The sequence below is a fragment of the Streptomyces sp. NPDC002476 genome (genome assembly GCF_042889785.1).
Taxonomy (GTDB): Bacteria; Actinomycetota; Actinomycetes; order Streptomycetales; family Streptomycetaceae; genus Streptomyces.
In genome coordinates, this window is record NZ_JBIARH010000043.1 from 15,445 (window position 1) to 31,863 (window position 16,419).

Sequence of the window (16,419 nt, forward strand, 5' to 3'; positions counted from 1 at the left end):
CAGTATGCGCTTGGGGCGTGATCGAACTGGAGGGGACACAGATGGCAATCAAGGTGCTGCCGGCGACGGGAGAGCAGTCGGATTTACTCGGTGCCGCCATTGCCCTGGGTGACCGATACACGAAGCGCCTGGGTCTGCTCACCCCACCCGCGTACCGCAAGTACGCCCAGGACGGTGGACTGCTGGTCGCGCTGGAGGGTGATGAACTTGTCGGTTATGCGCTCTTCGGGTTGCCCAAACGCAGCCAGCATGTCCGTCTCGTGCATCTCTGCGTGGCCGAGGAGCACCGAGGGAAGGGCATCGCACGGCGATTGATCGCGGAGCTGCGCAGCAGGCAAGGGCATCGGCTCGGCATTCGGGCCAGGTGTCGACGGGACTACGGGCTCAGCCCCATGTGGAGCGGCCTCGGTTTCGTTCCGAAGGGCGAGGGGATTGGCCGTGGAGAGGACAAAGAACCCCTTGATACCTGGTGGCTCGACCTTGGCCATGATGACCTGTTCACCGAGGTGCGAAGCGACGCCCTGCTGGTCGTGGCTGTCGACTACAGCGTCTTCTCCGGGCTTCGGGGCGTGGGTGCTGAGCGGGCCGTCGAGGAGTCGAAGGCCCTTGAAGCCGGCTGGCTGGCGGACCTGATCGAGCTGACATACACACCGCAGCTCCTTCTCGATGTGCACGAGATCGAGAATCGTGATGCGAGACAGCATCAGCGCAACGGCCTTCCCCAGTTTCGAGCGGCGTCGCCTGACGGGGCGGCGGTATCGGTTCGCCAGCAGGAGCTGCTCACGGCCCTGGGCAAAGAACTGCCGGAATTGCTGATCGACGGCAAGGCGCGTGCTCGACTGCGCTACGTGGCCGAGACTTCCTGCGCGGGGCTGCAGGTGTTGGTGACGCGCGATCCCGAGTTGGAGCGGCTGGCTGATATCGCCTGGGACGTAGCGCGCGTCAGGGTGGTGTCACCGGCCATGGTGACCCTTCATGTGGACGAACTCCGCCAAGCCCAGGTGTACCGTCCAGCGGATCTCATGGGGACGGCGTTCTCTATGGAGGAAGTCGCGTCCGGGAGTGAAGGTGAGCTGGTCGCCTTCTTCGAGCAGACGGGCGGCGACACAGGCACCGCCTTCGCGGAGCGATTGAAGGCGCTCGGCGCGGATGGCGTGCTGTGGCGCAGAGAGCTGCTGCGGGACGGTGACGGGCATCCGGTGGCCCTCTATGTCTGGGCGATGGACGGTCGCACGTTGAACGTCGCCATCCTGCGCACCGCTTCCCATCCATTGGAGGAGACACTCGCCCGGCAGCTGCTCTTCATGCTCAAGCGGCTGGGGCGAGACCGAGGCGCGCAGATCGTGCACATCTCTGACCCCTATCTCTCCACAACCGCCAGGTCTGCTCTGGGTGCCGACGGATTCGCTGAGGACGAGAACGGCTTCACGGCACTCATCGTCGACCTCCGCGGGCCGGCCGAGGCCGTTTCGGAGGCGGCAGGAGAGATTGCGGCACGTGCCGGACGTACGGCGCCGCGCCTGGATGCTCGTGCCTCACCGGAAGTAGTGAGCGTAGCTGAGCGAGTCTGGTGGCCAGCGAAGCTCGTCGACACTGCCCTTCCTTCCTTCGTCGTTCCTGTTCGGCCTCTTTGGTCCACCGAGCTGTTCAACGTGCCAGCCATGCTCGTACCTCGTGACGACGTACTCGGGATCAGCCGTGAGCACGTCTACTACCGGTCCGCTGGCCATCGCGGGGAGAGCGTTCCCGGCAGAGTCCTTTGGTACGTCAGTCATGGGACCGCTGGGCAACAAGGGATGATGGCCGTTGGCTGCTCGCGGCTGGACGAGGTGATCGTCGATGACCCTGACTCCCTCTTCTCGCGATTCGAACACCTGGGCGTATATGGTCGTGCTGACGTATGTGCGCAAGCCGAACCAACCGGCAGGGTAATGGCGTTGAGGTTCTCGGACACAGAGATCTTTCCTGCGCAGGTGACGCGCTCGCGATTGACCTCGTTGGCCAAGGGCTTGGGGCTAACGTGGAAGACGCCGATGTCGATGATGAAGATCGACAACGCGCTGTTCCAGGCCGTGTACGAAGAGGGGCACCGAAAGACGTGAGCGATCCGGAGCGTGCGATGCTGCTGTCCGTCCATCCTCGGTTCGCCACGGCGATCCTGGCTGGAACCAAGACAGTCGAGGTGCGTCGTCAGCGCGTCGCAGCCCCACCTGGAACTCCGGTGCTCCTCTACGCGACCGCGCCCACGATGGCCATCGTGGGCATGGCGCGGATCGCCTCGGTGCAGGTTGCCTCACCACGTGAGGTTTGGTCAGCCAGTCGTACGAGTGCAGGTATCAGCCGTCGAGAGTACGACGAATACATGAGCGGGGCGACCCGCGCCAGCGGCCTCTCGCTAGAGGCACCTGTCACCTTCCAGGACCCCGTGCCGCTGTCTGCCCTGCGTGCCGCAGGACCCTTTCACCCGCCTCAGAGCTACAGGTACTTGACCGATGAGGACCTTCGCAGGCTGTCTGAAGCGGCGCCGGAGAAGGGTGCCTCCACCCTGCACGAGGCACTGGTGGACCGGGTGCCTTCCTGCTGATCTTTTCGTAAGTTCGGTGGGTGTGGCGGGTCTGCGGGTGGGACTCTGTTGACGTGTTGTACCAGCCTTCTTCCGTTGTCTCCGGTTCGTCTGTTCCTCCTTTGCCACGGCCGCAGTTGGCGGAGGCCCGGCGTGTTCGTGCGGCTGAGCTGTTCGGGCAGGGCCGCTCGAACGCCGAGATCGTGGGGATGGTGGGGGTCCATGCGGAGAGTGTGCGGCGGTGGAGACGCGCGTGGGAGGACGGCGGAGCCCAAGCGCTGCGGCGGCGTCCTGCGCCCGGCCGTCGGCCGAAGTTGGACGATGCCCGGGTCGAGGAGGTGCGGGCGGCTTTGGAGCGGGGGGCTCAGGCTCATGGTTTCGAGGCTGATCTGTGGACGCTGGATCGGGTTGGTCTGGTCGTGGAGCGCGTGACGGGGGTGCCCTTGTCGCGGGCGACGGTGTGGCGGCTGCTGACCGGTCGGCTGGGGTGGAGTCTGTAGAGGCCGGAGCGTCGGGCGGTGGAGCGGGACGACTCCGAGATCGCCCGCTGGATCGCGCATGAGTGGCCGCGCATCAAAAAGGGGCGGTGAGCACACGTGCCTGGATCGTGTTCCTCGATGAATCAGGCGTCTGGCTGCTGCCTCGGATCCGCCGCACCGACGCACCCCGGGGCCGGACTCCGCTCCTGCGGCACCGGCTGAACTGGAAGCGGGCGTCGATGGCCGCGGCCCTCGGCTGTCACGCCACCGACCCCGATCGCGGTCCGCGCCTGTGTTTTCACCTCAAGCCCGGCAGCTACGACACCGCAGGACTCATCGAGGTCCTGGAGCAGATGAAGGTGTTCTACGGCGGCGAGCGAGTGGTCCTGGTCCGGGACAAGCTGTCCGCCCACTGGAGCCGGGCGATGCGGGCCCGGGCCGCCGAACAGGACTGGCTCATTCCGGAACGACTACTCGCCTACGCTCCCGAGCCGAGCCCGGTGGAACTGCTGTGGTCTTCGCTCAAGAAGCGTGAACTCGCCAACCTCGCCGGCGAGCACCTGGCCGATGTCGCCGGCGCCACCGAGCAAGGCATCCACCGCATCAACGCCAACCCCCGACTTCCATGGTCATTCCTCGCCCATACCGGCCTGACCATCCACCCACCACACCCACCGAACTTACGAAAAGATCAGTAGGGGGTGTAGCTGGGCGGGTGGCGACGGTGGTGTGCAGGTGGGCGGCGCGGTGGACGTGTGCGTAGAGGGCCCAAGTGGCGGGGTTGGTGTTTTTGAGCTGGAGGACGGGCAGCGAGATTTCGAGTGGGTGACCGAGGCCAAGGAATGGCCGCGACCGTGGTGTCTGTTCTCTCGCTTCCTGGCCGTCGTGAGTCGGTGCGATCCCCGTCAGTAACTTCCCCTTCAAGCCCCGTTGCGCCGCCGCTCCAGCTCAGCTCGTCCTGCCGCGGTGAGTCGATAGGACCAGGGGTGTGCCTCCTCGATGAATCGGTCGCCGCGCGGGCCGAGCCGACGCACTGCGGAGCGTCCGAGTTCGTACTTGGGCAGCCCGTGACTACCTGCTCGGTCGACTTCAATCAGGGCATCGTAAAGCCAATCGGGCAGAGCTCGCTGAGGCGCGGGCGTCGGGTCAGGTGCGCCACTGCGTGCACTTGCCCGCCCCAGCGGGGTAAGCCTCAGTTGGATCTGCACCGCGGCTCCGGACGGAGTCTCGATGGGCTGCTGACGAGTCTCGACGAGTCCGCGCCGAGCGAGCGCTCCGAGAGTTGCCCCTGTGCCGGAGTCCCTCAGTCCCGTCGCGTCCAGTCGTTCCTGTGCAGGAGTTGGCGCGGCGCGAGGGTGGCGGGTGTCGTATGGGATCCAGCGCCAGATATCTGCGGGATCCCGTGTGAGACCTAGTCGCCAGCGCCGACCTTGTTCCCGCTGGGCTTCTTGGTCAAGGTCGTAGAAGATGCTCAGGTAGCGGCGTTGACGCTCGTTGAGCTCTTGCCACCGCTGAAGTCCCAAGCCGGAGACCCCCTTTCCAGTAGGGTCCTCCGGCAGTCCATCGGCGCCAGCCACGACTAGCCGTCGGTCTGGTCGATCGGAGCGAGCAGGTACGGCGGGAGGATCTGTTCGCCCACACCTTGGGCGAGATGAAGCACGGCGGGCAGGGCCAGCGGATCAGCGAAGTGCGCTGCTGCGTAACGCTGTTGGTGTGGGATAGCGGCCCATGAGCGTGGGTCGTCGCTTTCATCGTGGCAGTTGACGAGGATCTCCAGTAGTCGGGGGTTCCAGACGTCCTGAAGGACGTCGTGCCTCATGCCGTACTTTTTTCGCCCCTGCTCATCCTTGCCCATGCTGGCCCAGTGCTTCTCGATGCGAGAGCCCTGAGGCGATCCGCTGCCGGCAGTGGCGGGCTTCCTGGCCGTGCTGAAAAAGTGGCACGGGCGCAGCGGGTCCTGCCAGAGGCTGGAGCCGACACCGACATCGCCGGCATCGGCTCCTTCCTTGAAGGCGAAGTGTTGGCTGGTCTCATCACGCAGATTGGTCCGGAGGCGGACGTGCCGCAGCCCTTTTCGAGCCTCCGGCTGGATGGGGGTCCTGGGATCGAAGGCAAGCACATTGGGCATGAGATGCGCGTTGCTCAGCCCCGGGCAGCAGGATCGGAGGTTCTGGGCCAATGTCAGCAGTACTACGTCGCTGCCGTCGCACACCTCCTGGACGACCTCCCCGAAGAACTGCTGGACGTACGAGTGATCGAAGTGGCGCTCCGTCTCGTAGTCGGTGAGCGTGAGCAGCCCTTCACGGAAGGGAAGCCAGGTATTCGTGTGAGGCATCCGCAGCCGGGCGAAGGGTTCGTCGGGCAATTGCGCAACGGCGAGTGGCAGCGTTGCTCGCTGGTCGCCCGTGCGGCGCACGACCCACAGGCCGACGGTTGTCACTTCGTTCAGCGGGTTGTCCTTCGATCCTAGATGGTCGGGACGCGACAGCATTCCGCTCTGCCGAGTCAAAAGGTCCATGGCGGACTTACGAGCGCGCTCTCGACGCGTCGTTGTGCTTTCCTTCCCAGATCCCTCTCCGGTCTCCTTCGGAGGGGTGATGTTCTGGACGAGAACTCCGACGGACCCGGCGGCTCCTTTCACTGTCTGCTTGGGGTCGTGCTCGGCACTGGCGAACGTACCGACGTTGGCCATTTCGACAAGCGCGAAGCGCGGCACGTTCCAGAGCTCCGGTGCCCGCAGCTTCTGCACCACCTTGGTGCGCCGCGACTCAGACGCGTCAGCGAGACGGTCCTTACGCTTGCTGATCGAGCTGTTGACGGGCAGGGGTGAGGCCAGCTCGCCCACCGGGTAACTCCGTAGCAGGATCTCGATGTCCGTGCCTCGGAGAACGGTCTCCCTCAATCGAGGAGAGGATTCTCTCTCGGTGGGGGTGGGCGGGCACAGATCGAGCATCTCGTGCAGAGCACCGACGAGTTCATCACGGATGACCGTGGTGTCCCAGGCCACGTCCACTGCGATACGTTGTGCTGTTGCCTGGGCGAGTGCGGCCTGGTCGATCTTCAGCAGGTCCGAGGCGGAGGGGCGAGGACGTAGCGGAACGTAGAGGCGTTCGAGCGGTTGCTCCGGTTCGGCGAAGTCCTTCACAGCTTCCTGGAGTTGGTGAAAGATCTGCCAACGGTCGCGCGCCGAGATGCCCTTGCCGACTGAGTGGTTGGCGTATTCACCTAGGCCGTCCCGGAAGGGCACGCCTGCCTGTGGCATGCCCTCATCCGGCTCCAGAAAAGCACGGGGGTCGGCCGCGAGGGCGGGAGCGGACGGTAGCGCATTGTGGGAGGTGACCCGGGCAAGGGTTTCGGCGAGCACGTCGTCCCAGACCATCTTCCCCTCCTTCTTTCCCTTCGGCCCCGGGCGCCACTTCATCCGGGCCTTGCCGAACGGGCAGGTGTCGTCGCACCAAGACGATGCAGCGAAGAGATAAGCGGTGATGCCGCGCTTTCCGTCCCAGACGTTCCCCCGTGCCCAGCGACGTGTACCGAGCGTGACGTGGATCAGGGGAGCACTGTCGTGCCCGTGGTTTTGCGCGGTGAGACGCATGGTGTACGACCACGGATAGACCGTTCCATTGCTGCTCACGTACCGGTGCGGCGGCCAGGAGAGGAGTTCGACTCCTTCATCACTCACACAACGACGCCAGCGGGAGATGCCGTAGACGGTGATGTCCTTACCGGGCTCTTCTTCCTTCTCCTGTGCCTTTTCGTTCCACACCCACGACTTGCCAGCGTGCAGGACCTTCCAGCCCGTGGAGACCAGGTGGTTGGCGATGACGTGGGGAAGGAGCCGGTAACCCTCCGGGCAGAGTGGCTCGCCTGCCGTGATGTGCAACTGGCGGATTTCGCTGCGCAGGTGGTCCGTCCTGAAGCACTTGAGGATGGAGGCGAGTTGCTGCATGTCAACGGGCTCAGGGCGATTACGCCGCCGCGCCTTGTCGTTCCTGGACTGGGCCGCGACGATCAGACCGGAGCGAACGAGCTCGAGGAGGACTTCCTCGTCGGGTTCAGGCGTCCCCTCCTCTGTGTTCCAGGCCAGCCACACGGTATCGGCGCGGCCCGAGCTGTTGGAGACGAGCAACTGCGGCAGGAGCGCCGCGATGGCGGTGCTCACTGCCCAGAGCGGCAGGCCGTAGGGCTCATCTGTGTCTTCGCCGTCCTGATTCTTGCGGCAGAAGACTTGCTTGAGCGCTTGGGCCCACGTTCGCGGGAATTCGTACGCCCTGTAGGTGCACAGGGGTGTCGTGCCGGTGGCCCTCATGGTGAGGGACAGGCGCTGAAGGCGGTCATACGTCGCCACGGAACTTCTCCAAGAGGGTGTGCAGGCCGTACTTGAGGGGTTCGTATAGAGGGGTCGCGATATCGGATTGCCGACCGGCCATGGCCTCGTCCATCGCCCGGTACATGCCGAGGAGCGTGCTGTCGTCACTGGCAGGAGCGAAGGCGCCGTCGCAGAAGTAGATGCGTGCGGTTGCCGCTCCGCGCAGCAGACGGCCGACGATCTGGTTCAGCGGAGCGATGTTCGTCCAGTCCATGGCCCGGCGTTCGGCTGAGTCAGGATCGGTGTACGCGTACCGCAACGGGTCTTCGAGCAGGTCCGTCCAGCGGCGGTGGGCGATCCGGGAGAACATTCCGGCTCGTTCACCGAGAGGTGTGTCAGGAAGTCCCGCCGTCGGGAGGCCGGCGAGGATCTGCTCGACGGCCCAGCGGTTCATGTTCTCGATGTGGTAGCTGAGGTCTTCGGGGTGCAGGTGCGGTCGCACGAGGTACAAGGCGGCACCGAGCGCGGCCACGTGGTCGTCGTTGAGGATGTTGTGCCCGCGCTCGATGGCCAGCATCGGGGTGATCAGGATCCAGACGTCCTCGTGTTGGGCCAAGGTCGAGACACGGCTGCGGGCTAGCGAGCCGGATGCCCAGTGATGAGTGCCGCGCTCGTCGTCGGGCACCATGTGAAGGATCTGATCGGCCCACTCAGGGCGCAGCTCGACCAGCTTGCGATGCGCCAGTTTCGCCTCCTGGTAGTTGCCCACCAGCAGCAGCAGACGCCTACGGCCCGGTTCGAGACCGTCCCGAATACGCTCCAAGGTGCTGGGCCGTGCCCCGCGCAGGCCCGGTTGGGCAGTGCAGAGGTCAGCGAGCACGTCAGACAACGCTTCGGACCTTCGGTCGCCGTACAGGCCGGAGACGATCCGGTCGTGAGTCTTGCCGTCGGGCCCCACGACCCTGGACGGCAGATACTCGCAGACGATGCGCTGGTCGATGGGAACCTTGTCGGCAGCTCGGGACGAGAGGATTCCTGCCACGGGAACCTGCACGTCGTAGCGTGGCGAGTTGCCCGCCCAGCTCGTGGCCGACAGCAACAGGACTCCGGGGCCCGGCTGTTGTTTCTGCCCCGAACCTGCGTACAGATTCGGGAGGTCGAGGAGAAGCCACCTTCCGATGCCGGAGCACCGGAAGAAGCTCAGGGCACCAATGCGGTCGGCCGGCCCGTTGTCGTCCTCGCGGTACTGAAATCCCAGGAGATTGCCCATGGGGCTCTCAGGTACGAGCGGCAGGTATTCGGTCGGGGGACGGTGAACGAGGCTGGAGGACATGGACTCCGCGCCGATCTCGCTTTCGACCTCCCAGCAGTACCTGGTCAGACGCGCAAGGTTCTGCGCCAGCAGGGCCACGGTGATGGTGACTTGAAGCCGAACGGCCATGCGTCGACGGACTTCGGTGTCTTTGGCGATGACGTCCGGCTCGTCCTCCAGCCAGTGCATGAGATCACGGTTGATCCTGGTGGGGTCGTCGTATCCGCGAGCTGCGACGTCTCGCAAGAAGGCCACCTGCGTCTTGTCGCCCTTGTATCGGCCAGCGGGGTCTTGAAGCCACTCCCGGAACACTTCGCGCCAGCGGGTATAGACGTCCTCGTCCCGCCTCCAGCGAGATGCTCCGTCCTGCGACGCGGCCTCGCCGTTGTTGTTGCGTGGGCGCTTCGCGATCTCGCTGGCCAGGCGGATGGAGAGCTGCCACTCGTTGAAGTAGCCCTCGCGTAGCCATTCCCGTACGTGGCGGTATTCGGCCAGGAGGTTGCGCAGCCGAGCCACCAGCATCCCGGCAGAGTTGATGTCGATCGACCACCCACGAACCGTGGCACTCGTCGTCAGGTGCTTGCCGTGCGTGGACCGGTTGTGTTGTTCGAACAGCGGTCGGACCTCGTCCAACCATGCGTCCTTGCTCGGCCCGGCAAGGGTCTGCGAAGGGCTGAAGATTTGGTCGAGTTGGATCTGTACCCAGTCCGCTTCGTCGAAGGCGAAAGCATCGCTGCGTCCCCAGGCCAGTTCGAGGTAGCGCTGTGACTTGTCCGTCAACTGGGGAGGCACGCGACAGTGAAGCAGGCTCTGCGCGGTCGCGACCCAGATGGGGGCTTTGACCAGGGATCGTGCCGCTTCATGCCGACCACAGGAGAAGAACAGCGGGCAGCCGCTCTTGGTCGGCTCTTTGGGCTGGCCCGAGTCGTGCTTGTCCTTCGGTTGTGCCACGAGCTCCAGTTGCCCGTGGCACGGCGCAGCCCCCAGCGGTAGCGGGGAGGAAAGGTCGGCGAGTAGCCCTTGTGCGGGGCAAGCCGTCGATACCCAGCGCAACCGATCGTCTTGCAACAGCTGGAGCCCACGTGTTCGAACGTCCGGCGGCCGGTGCAACTGGCGGAGGTGCTGGCCCCGGGTGGAGGCTCCCAGGATTGGCGCTGCCGAGTCCGCGACGTAGCGGTTCAGGTCCTCGACCATGTTCAGTACTGCGATGACATCGCCGAGTACCAGCGTCAGCGTGTGGCGTCGCCTGGCGGCCCAGACCGCGAACACAGTCAACAGAGTTGTCTTGCCGACCGCAGGCATGCCGACCAGATGGACCATGTCTTCGACCGTCAGCCGTCGAGCCGGCCGTAGTCTTCCCGACTTGCGCAGGTGCAGTTGAAGGTCGCAGATGCGACTGTGCCAGTTGTTGCTCCGCCCCTGGGACGCGTCCGAGCTGTCCATGGAGGCCGCGGTCTTCAACAGTGCGGACCACATGAGCGTGATCCTGCGGCGCTTGCGGACCTTGCCGTGCCCCTGTTGGACTTCAGGGACGAGCCATCGGGGAATCTGCAGTCGGTGTTCCTCCCCGTTGACCGTGAACCGGTAGACGACCTCTGGTTCAGCGAGGTCGATCGACTGGAGCTGGTGCTTCGGCGGCCCCGAGAGGGCCTTAGCATAAGCATCGACTCGGTCTCGCGCGTGTGTGAGTTCACGACGCACTGCAGGCCGTGCGGGATCCTTGACCGTGTACAGACGCAGGTGCTCGGGGAACGCCTCGTATTGTTCCAGGGCCTCGTGCCAGTCCTGGTCCTTCTTGAGCTCGCCGATGAGCCAGCGGACCGAACTGTTGGTCCGGAGCCCCAGAGCACTGTGAGGACGGAAGTCGTACCCCTTGAGCAGCGCCCAACCATCCCGTGCGGCGGTCTCGGGAGCCCACATCGACAAGGCATAAAGCCCGAACTCCACCGCGATGGCTCGGCGCAGCGACTCCAAGCTGATCCCGGCCTGACGTGCCGGCTTCTTCAGCTGCTTGATCAGTGAGCGCCGCCAATCGACGCGGCTACGGGCCACAGGTCACCTCACCCGGGGGTGCAACGTTCGGACACTGGCTGATCAGTTGTGCATCTGTGATGGCGTGGACATGCGGTTGTGCCCTGAGCGCCATGCTCCTTTTGCGAAGGGTCTTCAGGTACTCCGGGTGACCCCGCGTCCGATCGCGGGGGATAGCTACGAAGCCCTCGCTGTACGCATAAGGGTGGCCCTTGGGCCACCTTGGAAACTGCTTGATCTTCTTGGCGAGGAGCGAGGAGAAGCGCCAGTCCTTGAGGTCCACGCCGATCGCGTAGCCGTCAGGCCATGTGGCCAGCAGATCCAATGCATCGAGCTCCGGATAGAGCACGACGCGGGCGCCCCGGAGGGCCAGGGCCCTCGCCAGCCCGAGCTCGGGCTGGCCCGGTAGAGCCACGAAGCGCACCAGGTCCGACCGCAACCTGAACATCCCCTCCGAAGGCTTGAAGACCGGGTCGCGCAAGTCCTGCCGTACGTCGCACCGCCAGCTCGGACAACGCCAACGCCGCGTGGCGATATTCGGCGTCATCGACTGGTGACAGCCGCGGCAGATGGCGTTCTGTCCGTCCACTGTTGCCTCTACAGGGACCTGCTCGTACGATTCGTCCAGCCACAGGGGCCAGGGGGCTACATCCAGGTGGACGTTTTTCCACTGAAGGAGCTCCGTCACAGAGAGCACTGAGTGCTCCGTGAGGATCAGCCGCCACTGCGCATACAACTCAGGTCTCCCCAGGGCCCGAGCGACGTCCTTCACGTGCTCGACGAGTGCACTCTCGTGGATCTCGGCCATCACATCGGATGCAGCGCAGACCCACTCACGGCAGAACTCGCTGGGCTCGCCCGCTACCAGGAGTCGTTCGTCACCGACCTCGGCATCCTCGTCCAAGCGCAACGGCCACTGTCGTACTGGCCTTTCGGCGCTCCAGTCCCACACCAGGTCGGCAACGCCGATCGGGGGCTTCAGCCCTTCTCGGGCACACGCCACGGCCAGACGATCCAGCCCCAACTGGAGTCGCCCGTCGTATGGGCGACGCCGATCGACGTCACCGCGCCAATGGGCCATCCCGACGAGGCCGGAAGCCACGAGGCTGAGAATCAGCTCGGAATCGCGTTCAGGACTGCCTCGCTTGACGAACTCGGGGAGCATGTCCGTGATCATGCGGACAAGTTAGGGCCGCTCGCGCCAGCCGAGAGATGCAGTACCGATTCGCCGAGGGTTCCGTCACCTAATCGAAGGAAGGTTGAGGAAGACTGCACACAAGTGCTATTTTCCCGCAAAATAATTGAGTTTGAGAATTGTGAAAGGGGCGTGGCAGTCCATCGCCGTCTTCCAATTACTGAGGTTGAAATCGTGGGGTCGTGGGAGCTGGCTGTTCGTCGCCCGTGCGGTGGTATCCACAAGGAGGCGGGCTGACCGCCGAACGCCGGTAGTTTCGCGAGGAGTTACGACTTGAGGCGCCGTCGGCCATCTACTGGGCAGGTCGCTGAAGGCTGGACGTTACTCGCTGACGCGTGGGCAGAAGTCGGCGCTCGGCAAACTGCCAGGGCGTTTTCGCGGCTGTCGTGAAGGCGGCGGGGCCTTCGTGGAGGCGGGTGAGGACGCCGAGGAGGAGGTTGTGGGAGACGGCTAGGAGTGGGCCGTGGCGTTGGGCGCTGTGGTGGAGGAAGGTGGCGCAGTGGCGGGCGCGGGTGTGGAGGTCGGTGAGGCTTTCGCCGTCTTCGCAGCGTAGGGAGGGGTTGGCGAGGCGGCGGGCTCGCCAGGCGCGGTAGGCCGGTGGGTAGGTTTCGGCGGTGCGGCCGAGGACGATGCTTGGAGCGCGCCATTCGGCGAGGAGGCCGGAGGTGGCCACGATCGGCAGGCCCGTGAGGTGCGAGACGAGGGTTGCGGTCTGACGGGCACGGGGGATCGGGCTGGTGACGATCGCGGTGATGCCCTCGGGGAGGGGGAGAGAGCGGCGTACCTGGTCGCGGCCCTCCTGCGTGAGGGTGGCCTCGTGCGGGGCGTGGTGGCCGGGGCGGTGGCCTTCGTAGGCGCCGTGGCGCATGAGCCAGATGTCAGCCAAGGATCCAGCCTCCGTCGACGCGCAGGGTCTGGCCGGTGATGAAGTCGGCCTCGTTGGTGGCGAGGAAGGAGACGGCGGCTGCGACGTCGTCTGGGCGGCCTCGGCGCTGGACGCATTGGCGGGCGAGCTGGCGGGCGGTCATGGCTTCCGGGTCGTCGACGACGGTGTCCTCGGCTGGGACGCGGATGGAGCCCGGGGCGACGCAGTTGGCGGTGATGCTGGCGGGGCCGAGTTCACGGGCGAGGGCGCGGGTGAGTCCTTCGAGGCCGGCCTTGGCGCTGATGTAGCCGACGAGGTCGTGGCGGCCCGCGGTAGCAAGGACGGAGCCGATGGTGATGATCCGGCCCCAGCCGACGGCCGTCATGGAGGGGGTGAGCTCGTGGGCGAGGAGGTAGTGGCTGGTCAGGTTGGTGGCCAGGGCCTCGTCCCAGTGGGCTGGCGTCGTCTCCGGCCACGGGCGGCGGGGGTAGGCGCCGGCGTTGCTGACCAGGATGTCGACCGGGCCGAGTGCGTCGTGGGCTTGGTGGCAGAGGGCGCTTACGGCCTCGTCCTCGCGGAGGTCGGCTCTCAGGGGGACGGCGGTGCCTCCGCTGTCGGTGATGTGGGCGGTGAGTTCGGCTGCGGCCTGGTCGTCGTTGAGGTGGGCGAGAGCGATGGTGGCGCCGTCGGCGGCGAGGCGGCGGGCGATGGCCGAGCCGAGGCCGCCGGTGGCTCCGGTGACCAGGGCGGTGCGGCCGTTCAGGGGGCCGGGCATGGCGACTCCAGCGGGCAGAAGTAGGTGGTCGGGTCGAAGGTGGGGCTCATGGCCTCGGCGAGCCGGGCAAGGAGGACGAGCCGGTCCTTGGGGGCCAGGTCGGCCAGGTTGTAGACGCCGAGGATGCGCATGGCCAGGTACGGGCGGAGCAGGTTCGCCAGATCCGCGCCGGGCCAGAGGCGGTCGGCGACCGGCCGCACGAGCTGGTTCCAGTACGCGGTCACGGCGGTTCGTCGGGGAGCCGAGAGGCGCGGGGTGTAGTCGATGTGGACGGTACTTGTGGTGTGGTCGATGTCCGCTCGCCGGAGCTCGGGGGTGTTGGCCGGGACGTGGGCGAAGGCGGCCGGGTGGTCGGCGAAGGCGGCCGGGTTGTACGTGGGGACGAGCCAGCCGCCGAGGGCGGAGGCGTACCAGAGGAAGTTGGCGAACTCGCCGGGGATGCTGTTCATCCCGGCGGTGTCGTAGTCGAACCAGGCGAGCGGGTTGGCGAGGTTGACGTCGGTGGGGTCGCCCTGGGTGAGGGCGGCCCAGACCGGTTCGGCCTTGGCGAAATGGGCGCGGAGCCAGCGGAGGGTGGCCGCCCAGTCCAGGTGGCGCCGACGGCCGTTGATGCTCAGGGTGTACGTGTCGAGGCGGGAGACCGGGGCGGCAATGAGTCCGTCGGCGATCAGGAAGTCCCTCCCGGCGTAGTACGTGTCGAGTCGGCCGCCGGGTGCCGCGCGGTCCCAGTACAGCTTGTGGACGACGTGCGCCGGATCGGCCAACCACGCCGTCGCGAGGATGGTCTCGCGGTACGTGGTCGTGAGCCGGTCCATGTAGGTGTGGAGGTCACTGCTCGGTTTGTCTGCGTTGAGGAGGTCGAGCAGGAGGCCCTTGTCGGTGCCGCCGGGGAGGCGTTCGTACGCGAGGAGGTGCCCGCCCGGTACGCGCAAGTGGGTGTGGAGGGTGGGGACGCGGTAGTGCCGGGCCAGGCGGGCATGGCCGCGGATCTCGTCGCGGGCCTCGGCCGGGTCCCGGGTGTACTTCAGGAGCAGCGGGCGGCCGAGGAGGTCGATGGGGCAGAGCAGGTTGCGGGTGAAGCGCCGTACCGGACCGATCCGGAGGAGAGGTCGGATGGTCATGGCTTCACCCCGTCGAGGAGTTCCAGGCCGACCTGGGCCAGTGCGGTGGGTGGGAAGGCGTCCATGTGAACGTCGGTGTCTGGGGCGATGGCATCGCGGACGGGGCAGAGGTCGCCCTGGTGCATGCGGTTGGACAGGTCGGTGGCGATGGCGTGGTGGTGCGGCAGGCCGGTGCGCCACTTGCTGTGGCTGTGGCGCGCGTACAGACCGATGGTCGGCGGGCCGCTGCACTCCCTGCCGCGTGTGATTGCGGCGAGGTGGGTGAGGCCGGTGTCGTTGCCGACGATCAGGTGGCAGTGAGGGAAGAGGTCGGCGAGGTGGTCGGCCAGCATCCCGTTGAGGCGGAGCACTTGTACGTGGCGCCTGGGAGCCTCCGCGGTGATGCGGAGGCCGTCGCCCGGGTTGCCGCCGATGAGCAGCAGCCGGGTCTGGGTCTGCTGGGCCTCGGCGATGTGCTCGGCCAGGGTGATGTAGCGCTGGGCGGTGTAGTCCTTGCGCGCTGGCCAGCTGGTGGCGGTGATGGCGGCGATGTTCAGGTCGCCCAGCCAGCCCACCGAGCGCAGTTCCTCCACGAGGTTGTTCGGCCCGGTCGCGAGGGTGGGAGTGAAGGGGGCCATGGCGGGCAGGCGGATGCCGAGGCGGCGTTCCATCGCCAGGTAGTGGCGGGCGGGCAGGTCCGGGTGGGCGTGGCCGTCGGTCGACCAGCAGGGAGGGGTGGCCGGGTCGAGCACCAGGCTCACCGTTGCCGTCGAGCCCTGTGCCTCGACCCCTGCGCGGTCTCCGATCACGGCCCGCCAGCCGCTGGGCGCGGTGGCCTGGGGCCGCGTGAGCAGCCCGGTGCGGGCGATCAGCCCCGCGTACGGCCCCGCCGCCCGGACGGTCACGCGAACCGAGCGCAGCCGCAGCCAGTCGAGGACCGCGCGTACCCCCGAGAGCGCGAGGAGGGTGTCGCCGAGCTTCCCCTCGAAAGCCACCACGACCTCACCACACCCGCTCAGGCGGTGGACGAGCTCGGTGGAGGCGGCAAGTGGGAGCGGTGCGCCGATGGGAATGCCGTCCCGGTCGTACCCGAGTGGGGTGGTGTGGACGGCCTCGGCGGGGACGACCTGGGAACCGGGGTGGAACCGGATCTCCGCCGGGGCGGCCGTGGTCATGCCGGGCCCTCGATCGTGGTGAGCGAGACCAGCGGCAGACCGAGGTCGGTGAGCAGGTCGCGGGCTCCGCGGGTGGTGTCCTCCACCAGGCAGGCCGCCGCCAGTGGGACGGCGCCGGCCTCGCGGAGGCGGCGGGTGAGGTCGGCCAGGGTCCGGCCGGTGGTGATCTCGTCGTCCACGATGACGATCCGCTGGCCGGGGGCGATGCCGTACGCGAAGACGTCGGTGCGCATCGCGTGGGGCTCGCTGAAGCGGACCGCGCCGTCGAGGGGGAGGTGGAGCTTCCAGGCGATCTTGTACGGGAGGTGGGCGGCGCCGGCGAGGGAAACGGTCGGCAGGATGCCGCCGGCGTCCAGGCCGAGGAGGAAGTCCACGGAGTCCAGTCCGCCCGGCACCTGCTCCTGGAGCAGACGCCACAGGTCGGCTCCGGTGCGGGCCAGGGTGTCGGGGTGGACCGGGTTCTCCAGGCCGTCGAGGGAGTGGATGACGCGCTCGCGGCGGCTTGTGGCTCCGACGCTGAGGCGTTCGACGATCCGGGCGGAGAAGGAAGGCATGGCGATGGTTTCGGGCATGACGAAGCTCCTGTCGGTGGAGAAGGAGGAAGGAGGGAGAGGC

12 protein-coding genes are annotated in these 16,419 nt (G+C 66.6%); 4 read left to right on the plus strand and 8 right to left on the minus strand.

All coding sequences use genetic code 11. The features are described from left to right. Positions 1-17 precede the first annotated feature (17 nt). The 4 genes from ACFYXM_RS31625 (at position 18) to ACFYXM_RS31640 (ending at position 3,740) form a co-directional block, all read left to right on the plus strand. Entirely contained in the window at positions 18-2,102 is a 2,085-nt protein-coding gene (locus ACFYXM_RS31625; RefSeq protein ID WP_389294530.1) for a GNAT family N-acetyltransferase, read from the plus strand. After that, on the plus strand, positions 2,099-2,584 hold the full coding sequence (locus ACFYXM_RS31630; RefSeq protein WP_389294532.1) for an ASCH domain-containing protein: 486 nt from the start codon (positions 2,099-2,101) through the stop codon (positions 2,582-2,584). Before ACFYXM_RS31625 ends, ACFYXM_RS31630 begins: the two co-directional genes overlap by 4 nt. 53 nt (positions 2,585-2,637) lie before the next feature. Continuing rightward, positions 2,638-3,063, plus strand: a complete 426-nt coding sequence (locus ACFYXM_RS31635; protein WP_389294533.1) for a helix-turn-helix domain-containing protein — start codon at positions 2,638-2,640, stop codon at positions 3,061-3,063. 86 nt (positions 3,064-3,149) lie between these two features. After that, the gene (locus tag ACFYXM_RS31640; protein WP_389294535.1) at positions 3,150-3,740 is read left to right on the plus strand and encodes a transposase; all 591 of its coding nucleotides are present in this window, start codon (positions 3,150-3,152) and stop codon (positions 3,738-3,740) included. An 881-nt stretch (positions 3,741-4,621) separates the two neighbouring features. Here ACFYXM_RS31640 and ACFYXM_RS31645 read toward each other — a convergent pair. From ACFYXM_RS31645 to ACFYXM_RS31680, 8 genes are all read right to left on the minus strand, one after another. Then, positions 4,622-7,390 (minus strand): RNaseH domain-containing protein, encoded by a 2,769-nt coding sequence (locus ACFYXM_RS31645; RefSeq protein WP_389294537.1) that lies wholly within the window; start codon positions 7,388-7,390, stop codon positions 4,622-4,624. Next, positions 7,377-10,715, minus strand: coding sequence for a hypothetical protein (locus tag ACFYXM_RS31650; RefSeq protein WP_389294539.1), 3,339 nt, complete (start codon positions 10,713-10,715; stop codon positions 7,377-7,379). The genes ACFYXM_RS31645 and ACFYXM_RS31650 overlap by 14 nt, the downstream gene beginning before the upstream one ends. After that, positions 10,705-11,871 (minus strand): hypothetical protein, encoded by a 1,167-nt coding sequence (locus ACFYXM_RS31655; RefSeq protein ID WP_389294541.1) that lies wholly within the window; start codon positions 11,869-11,871, stop codon positions 10,705-10,707. Before ACFYXM_RS31655 ends, ACFYXM_RS31650 begins: the two co-directional genes overlap by 11 nt. Positions 11,872-12,181: 310 nt before the next feature. Continuing rightward, positions 12,182-12,775, minus strand: a complete 594-nt coding sequence (locus ACFYXM_RS31660) for a histidine phosphatase family protein (protein WP_389294544.1) — start codon at positions 12,773-12,775, stop codon at positions 12,182-12,184. Next, positions 12,768-13,529 carry an SDR family NAD(P)-dependent oxidoreductase gene (locus ACFYXM_RS31665; RefSeq protein WP_389294546.1) on the minus strand — a complete coding sequence of 254 codons (762 nt, stop codon included), beginning with the start codon at positions 13,527-13,529 and terminating at the stop codon, positions 12,768-12,770. Before ACFYXM_RS31665 ends, ACFYXM_RS31660 begins: the two co-directional genes overlap by 8 nt. Then, entirely contained in the window at positions 13,514-14,650 is a 1,137-nt protein-coding gene (locus ACFYXM_RS31670; RefSeq protein ID WP_389294548.1) for a hypothetical protein, read from the minus strand. Before ACFYXM_RS31670 ends, ACFYXM_RS31665 begins: the two co-directional genes overlap by 16 nt. Further along, positions 14,647-15,804 (minus strand): glycosyltransferase family 9 protein, encoded by a 1,158-nt coding sequence (locus ACFYXM_RS31675; protein ID WP_389294550.1) that lies wholly within the window; start codon positions 15,802-15,804, stop codon positions 14,647-14,649. Before ACFYXM_RS31675 ends, ACFYXM_RS31670 begins: the two co-directional genes overlap by 4 nt. Further along, positions 15,801-16,376, minus strand: a complete 576-nt coding sequence (locus ACFYXM_RS31680) for a phosphoribosyltransferase family protein (RefSeq protein ID WP_389294552.1) — start codon at positions 16,374-16,376, stop codon at positions 15,801-15,803. Before ACFYXM_RS31680 ends, ACFYXM_RS31675 begins: the two co-directional genes overlap by 4 nt. Positions 16,377-16,419: the final 43 nt, after the last annotated feature.

What these genes read in the sequence shown, in the direction of transcription:
- ACFYXM_RS31680 (WP_389294552.1), bottom strand. Translation starts at nt 16,376, where the DNA reads ATGCCCGAAACCATCGCCATGCCTTCCTTCTCCGCCCGGATCGTCGAA.
- ACFYXM_RS31665 (WP_389294546.1), bottom strand. Translation starts at nt 13,529, where the DNA reads ATGCCCGGCCCCCTGAACGGCCGCACCGCCCTGGTCACCGGAGCCACC.
- ACFYXM_RS31655 (WP_389294541.1), bottom strand. Translation starts at nt 11,871, where the DNA reads ATGATCACGGACATGCTCCCCGAGTTCGTCAAGCGAGGCAGTCCTGAA.
- ACFYXM_RS31670 (WP_389294548.1), bottom strand. Translation starts at nt 14,650, where the DNA reads ATGACCATCCGACCTCTCCTCCGGATCGGTCCGGTACGGCGCTTCACC.
- ACFYXM_RS31675 (WP_389294550.1), bottom strand. Translation starts at nt 15,804, where the DNA reads ATGACCACGGCCGCCCCGGCGGAGATCCGGTTCCACCCCGGTTCCCAG.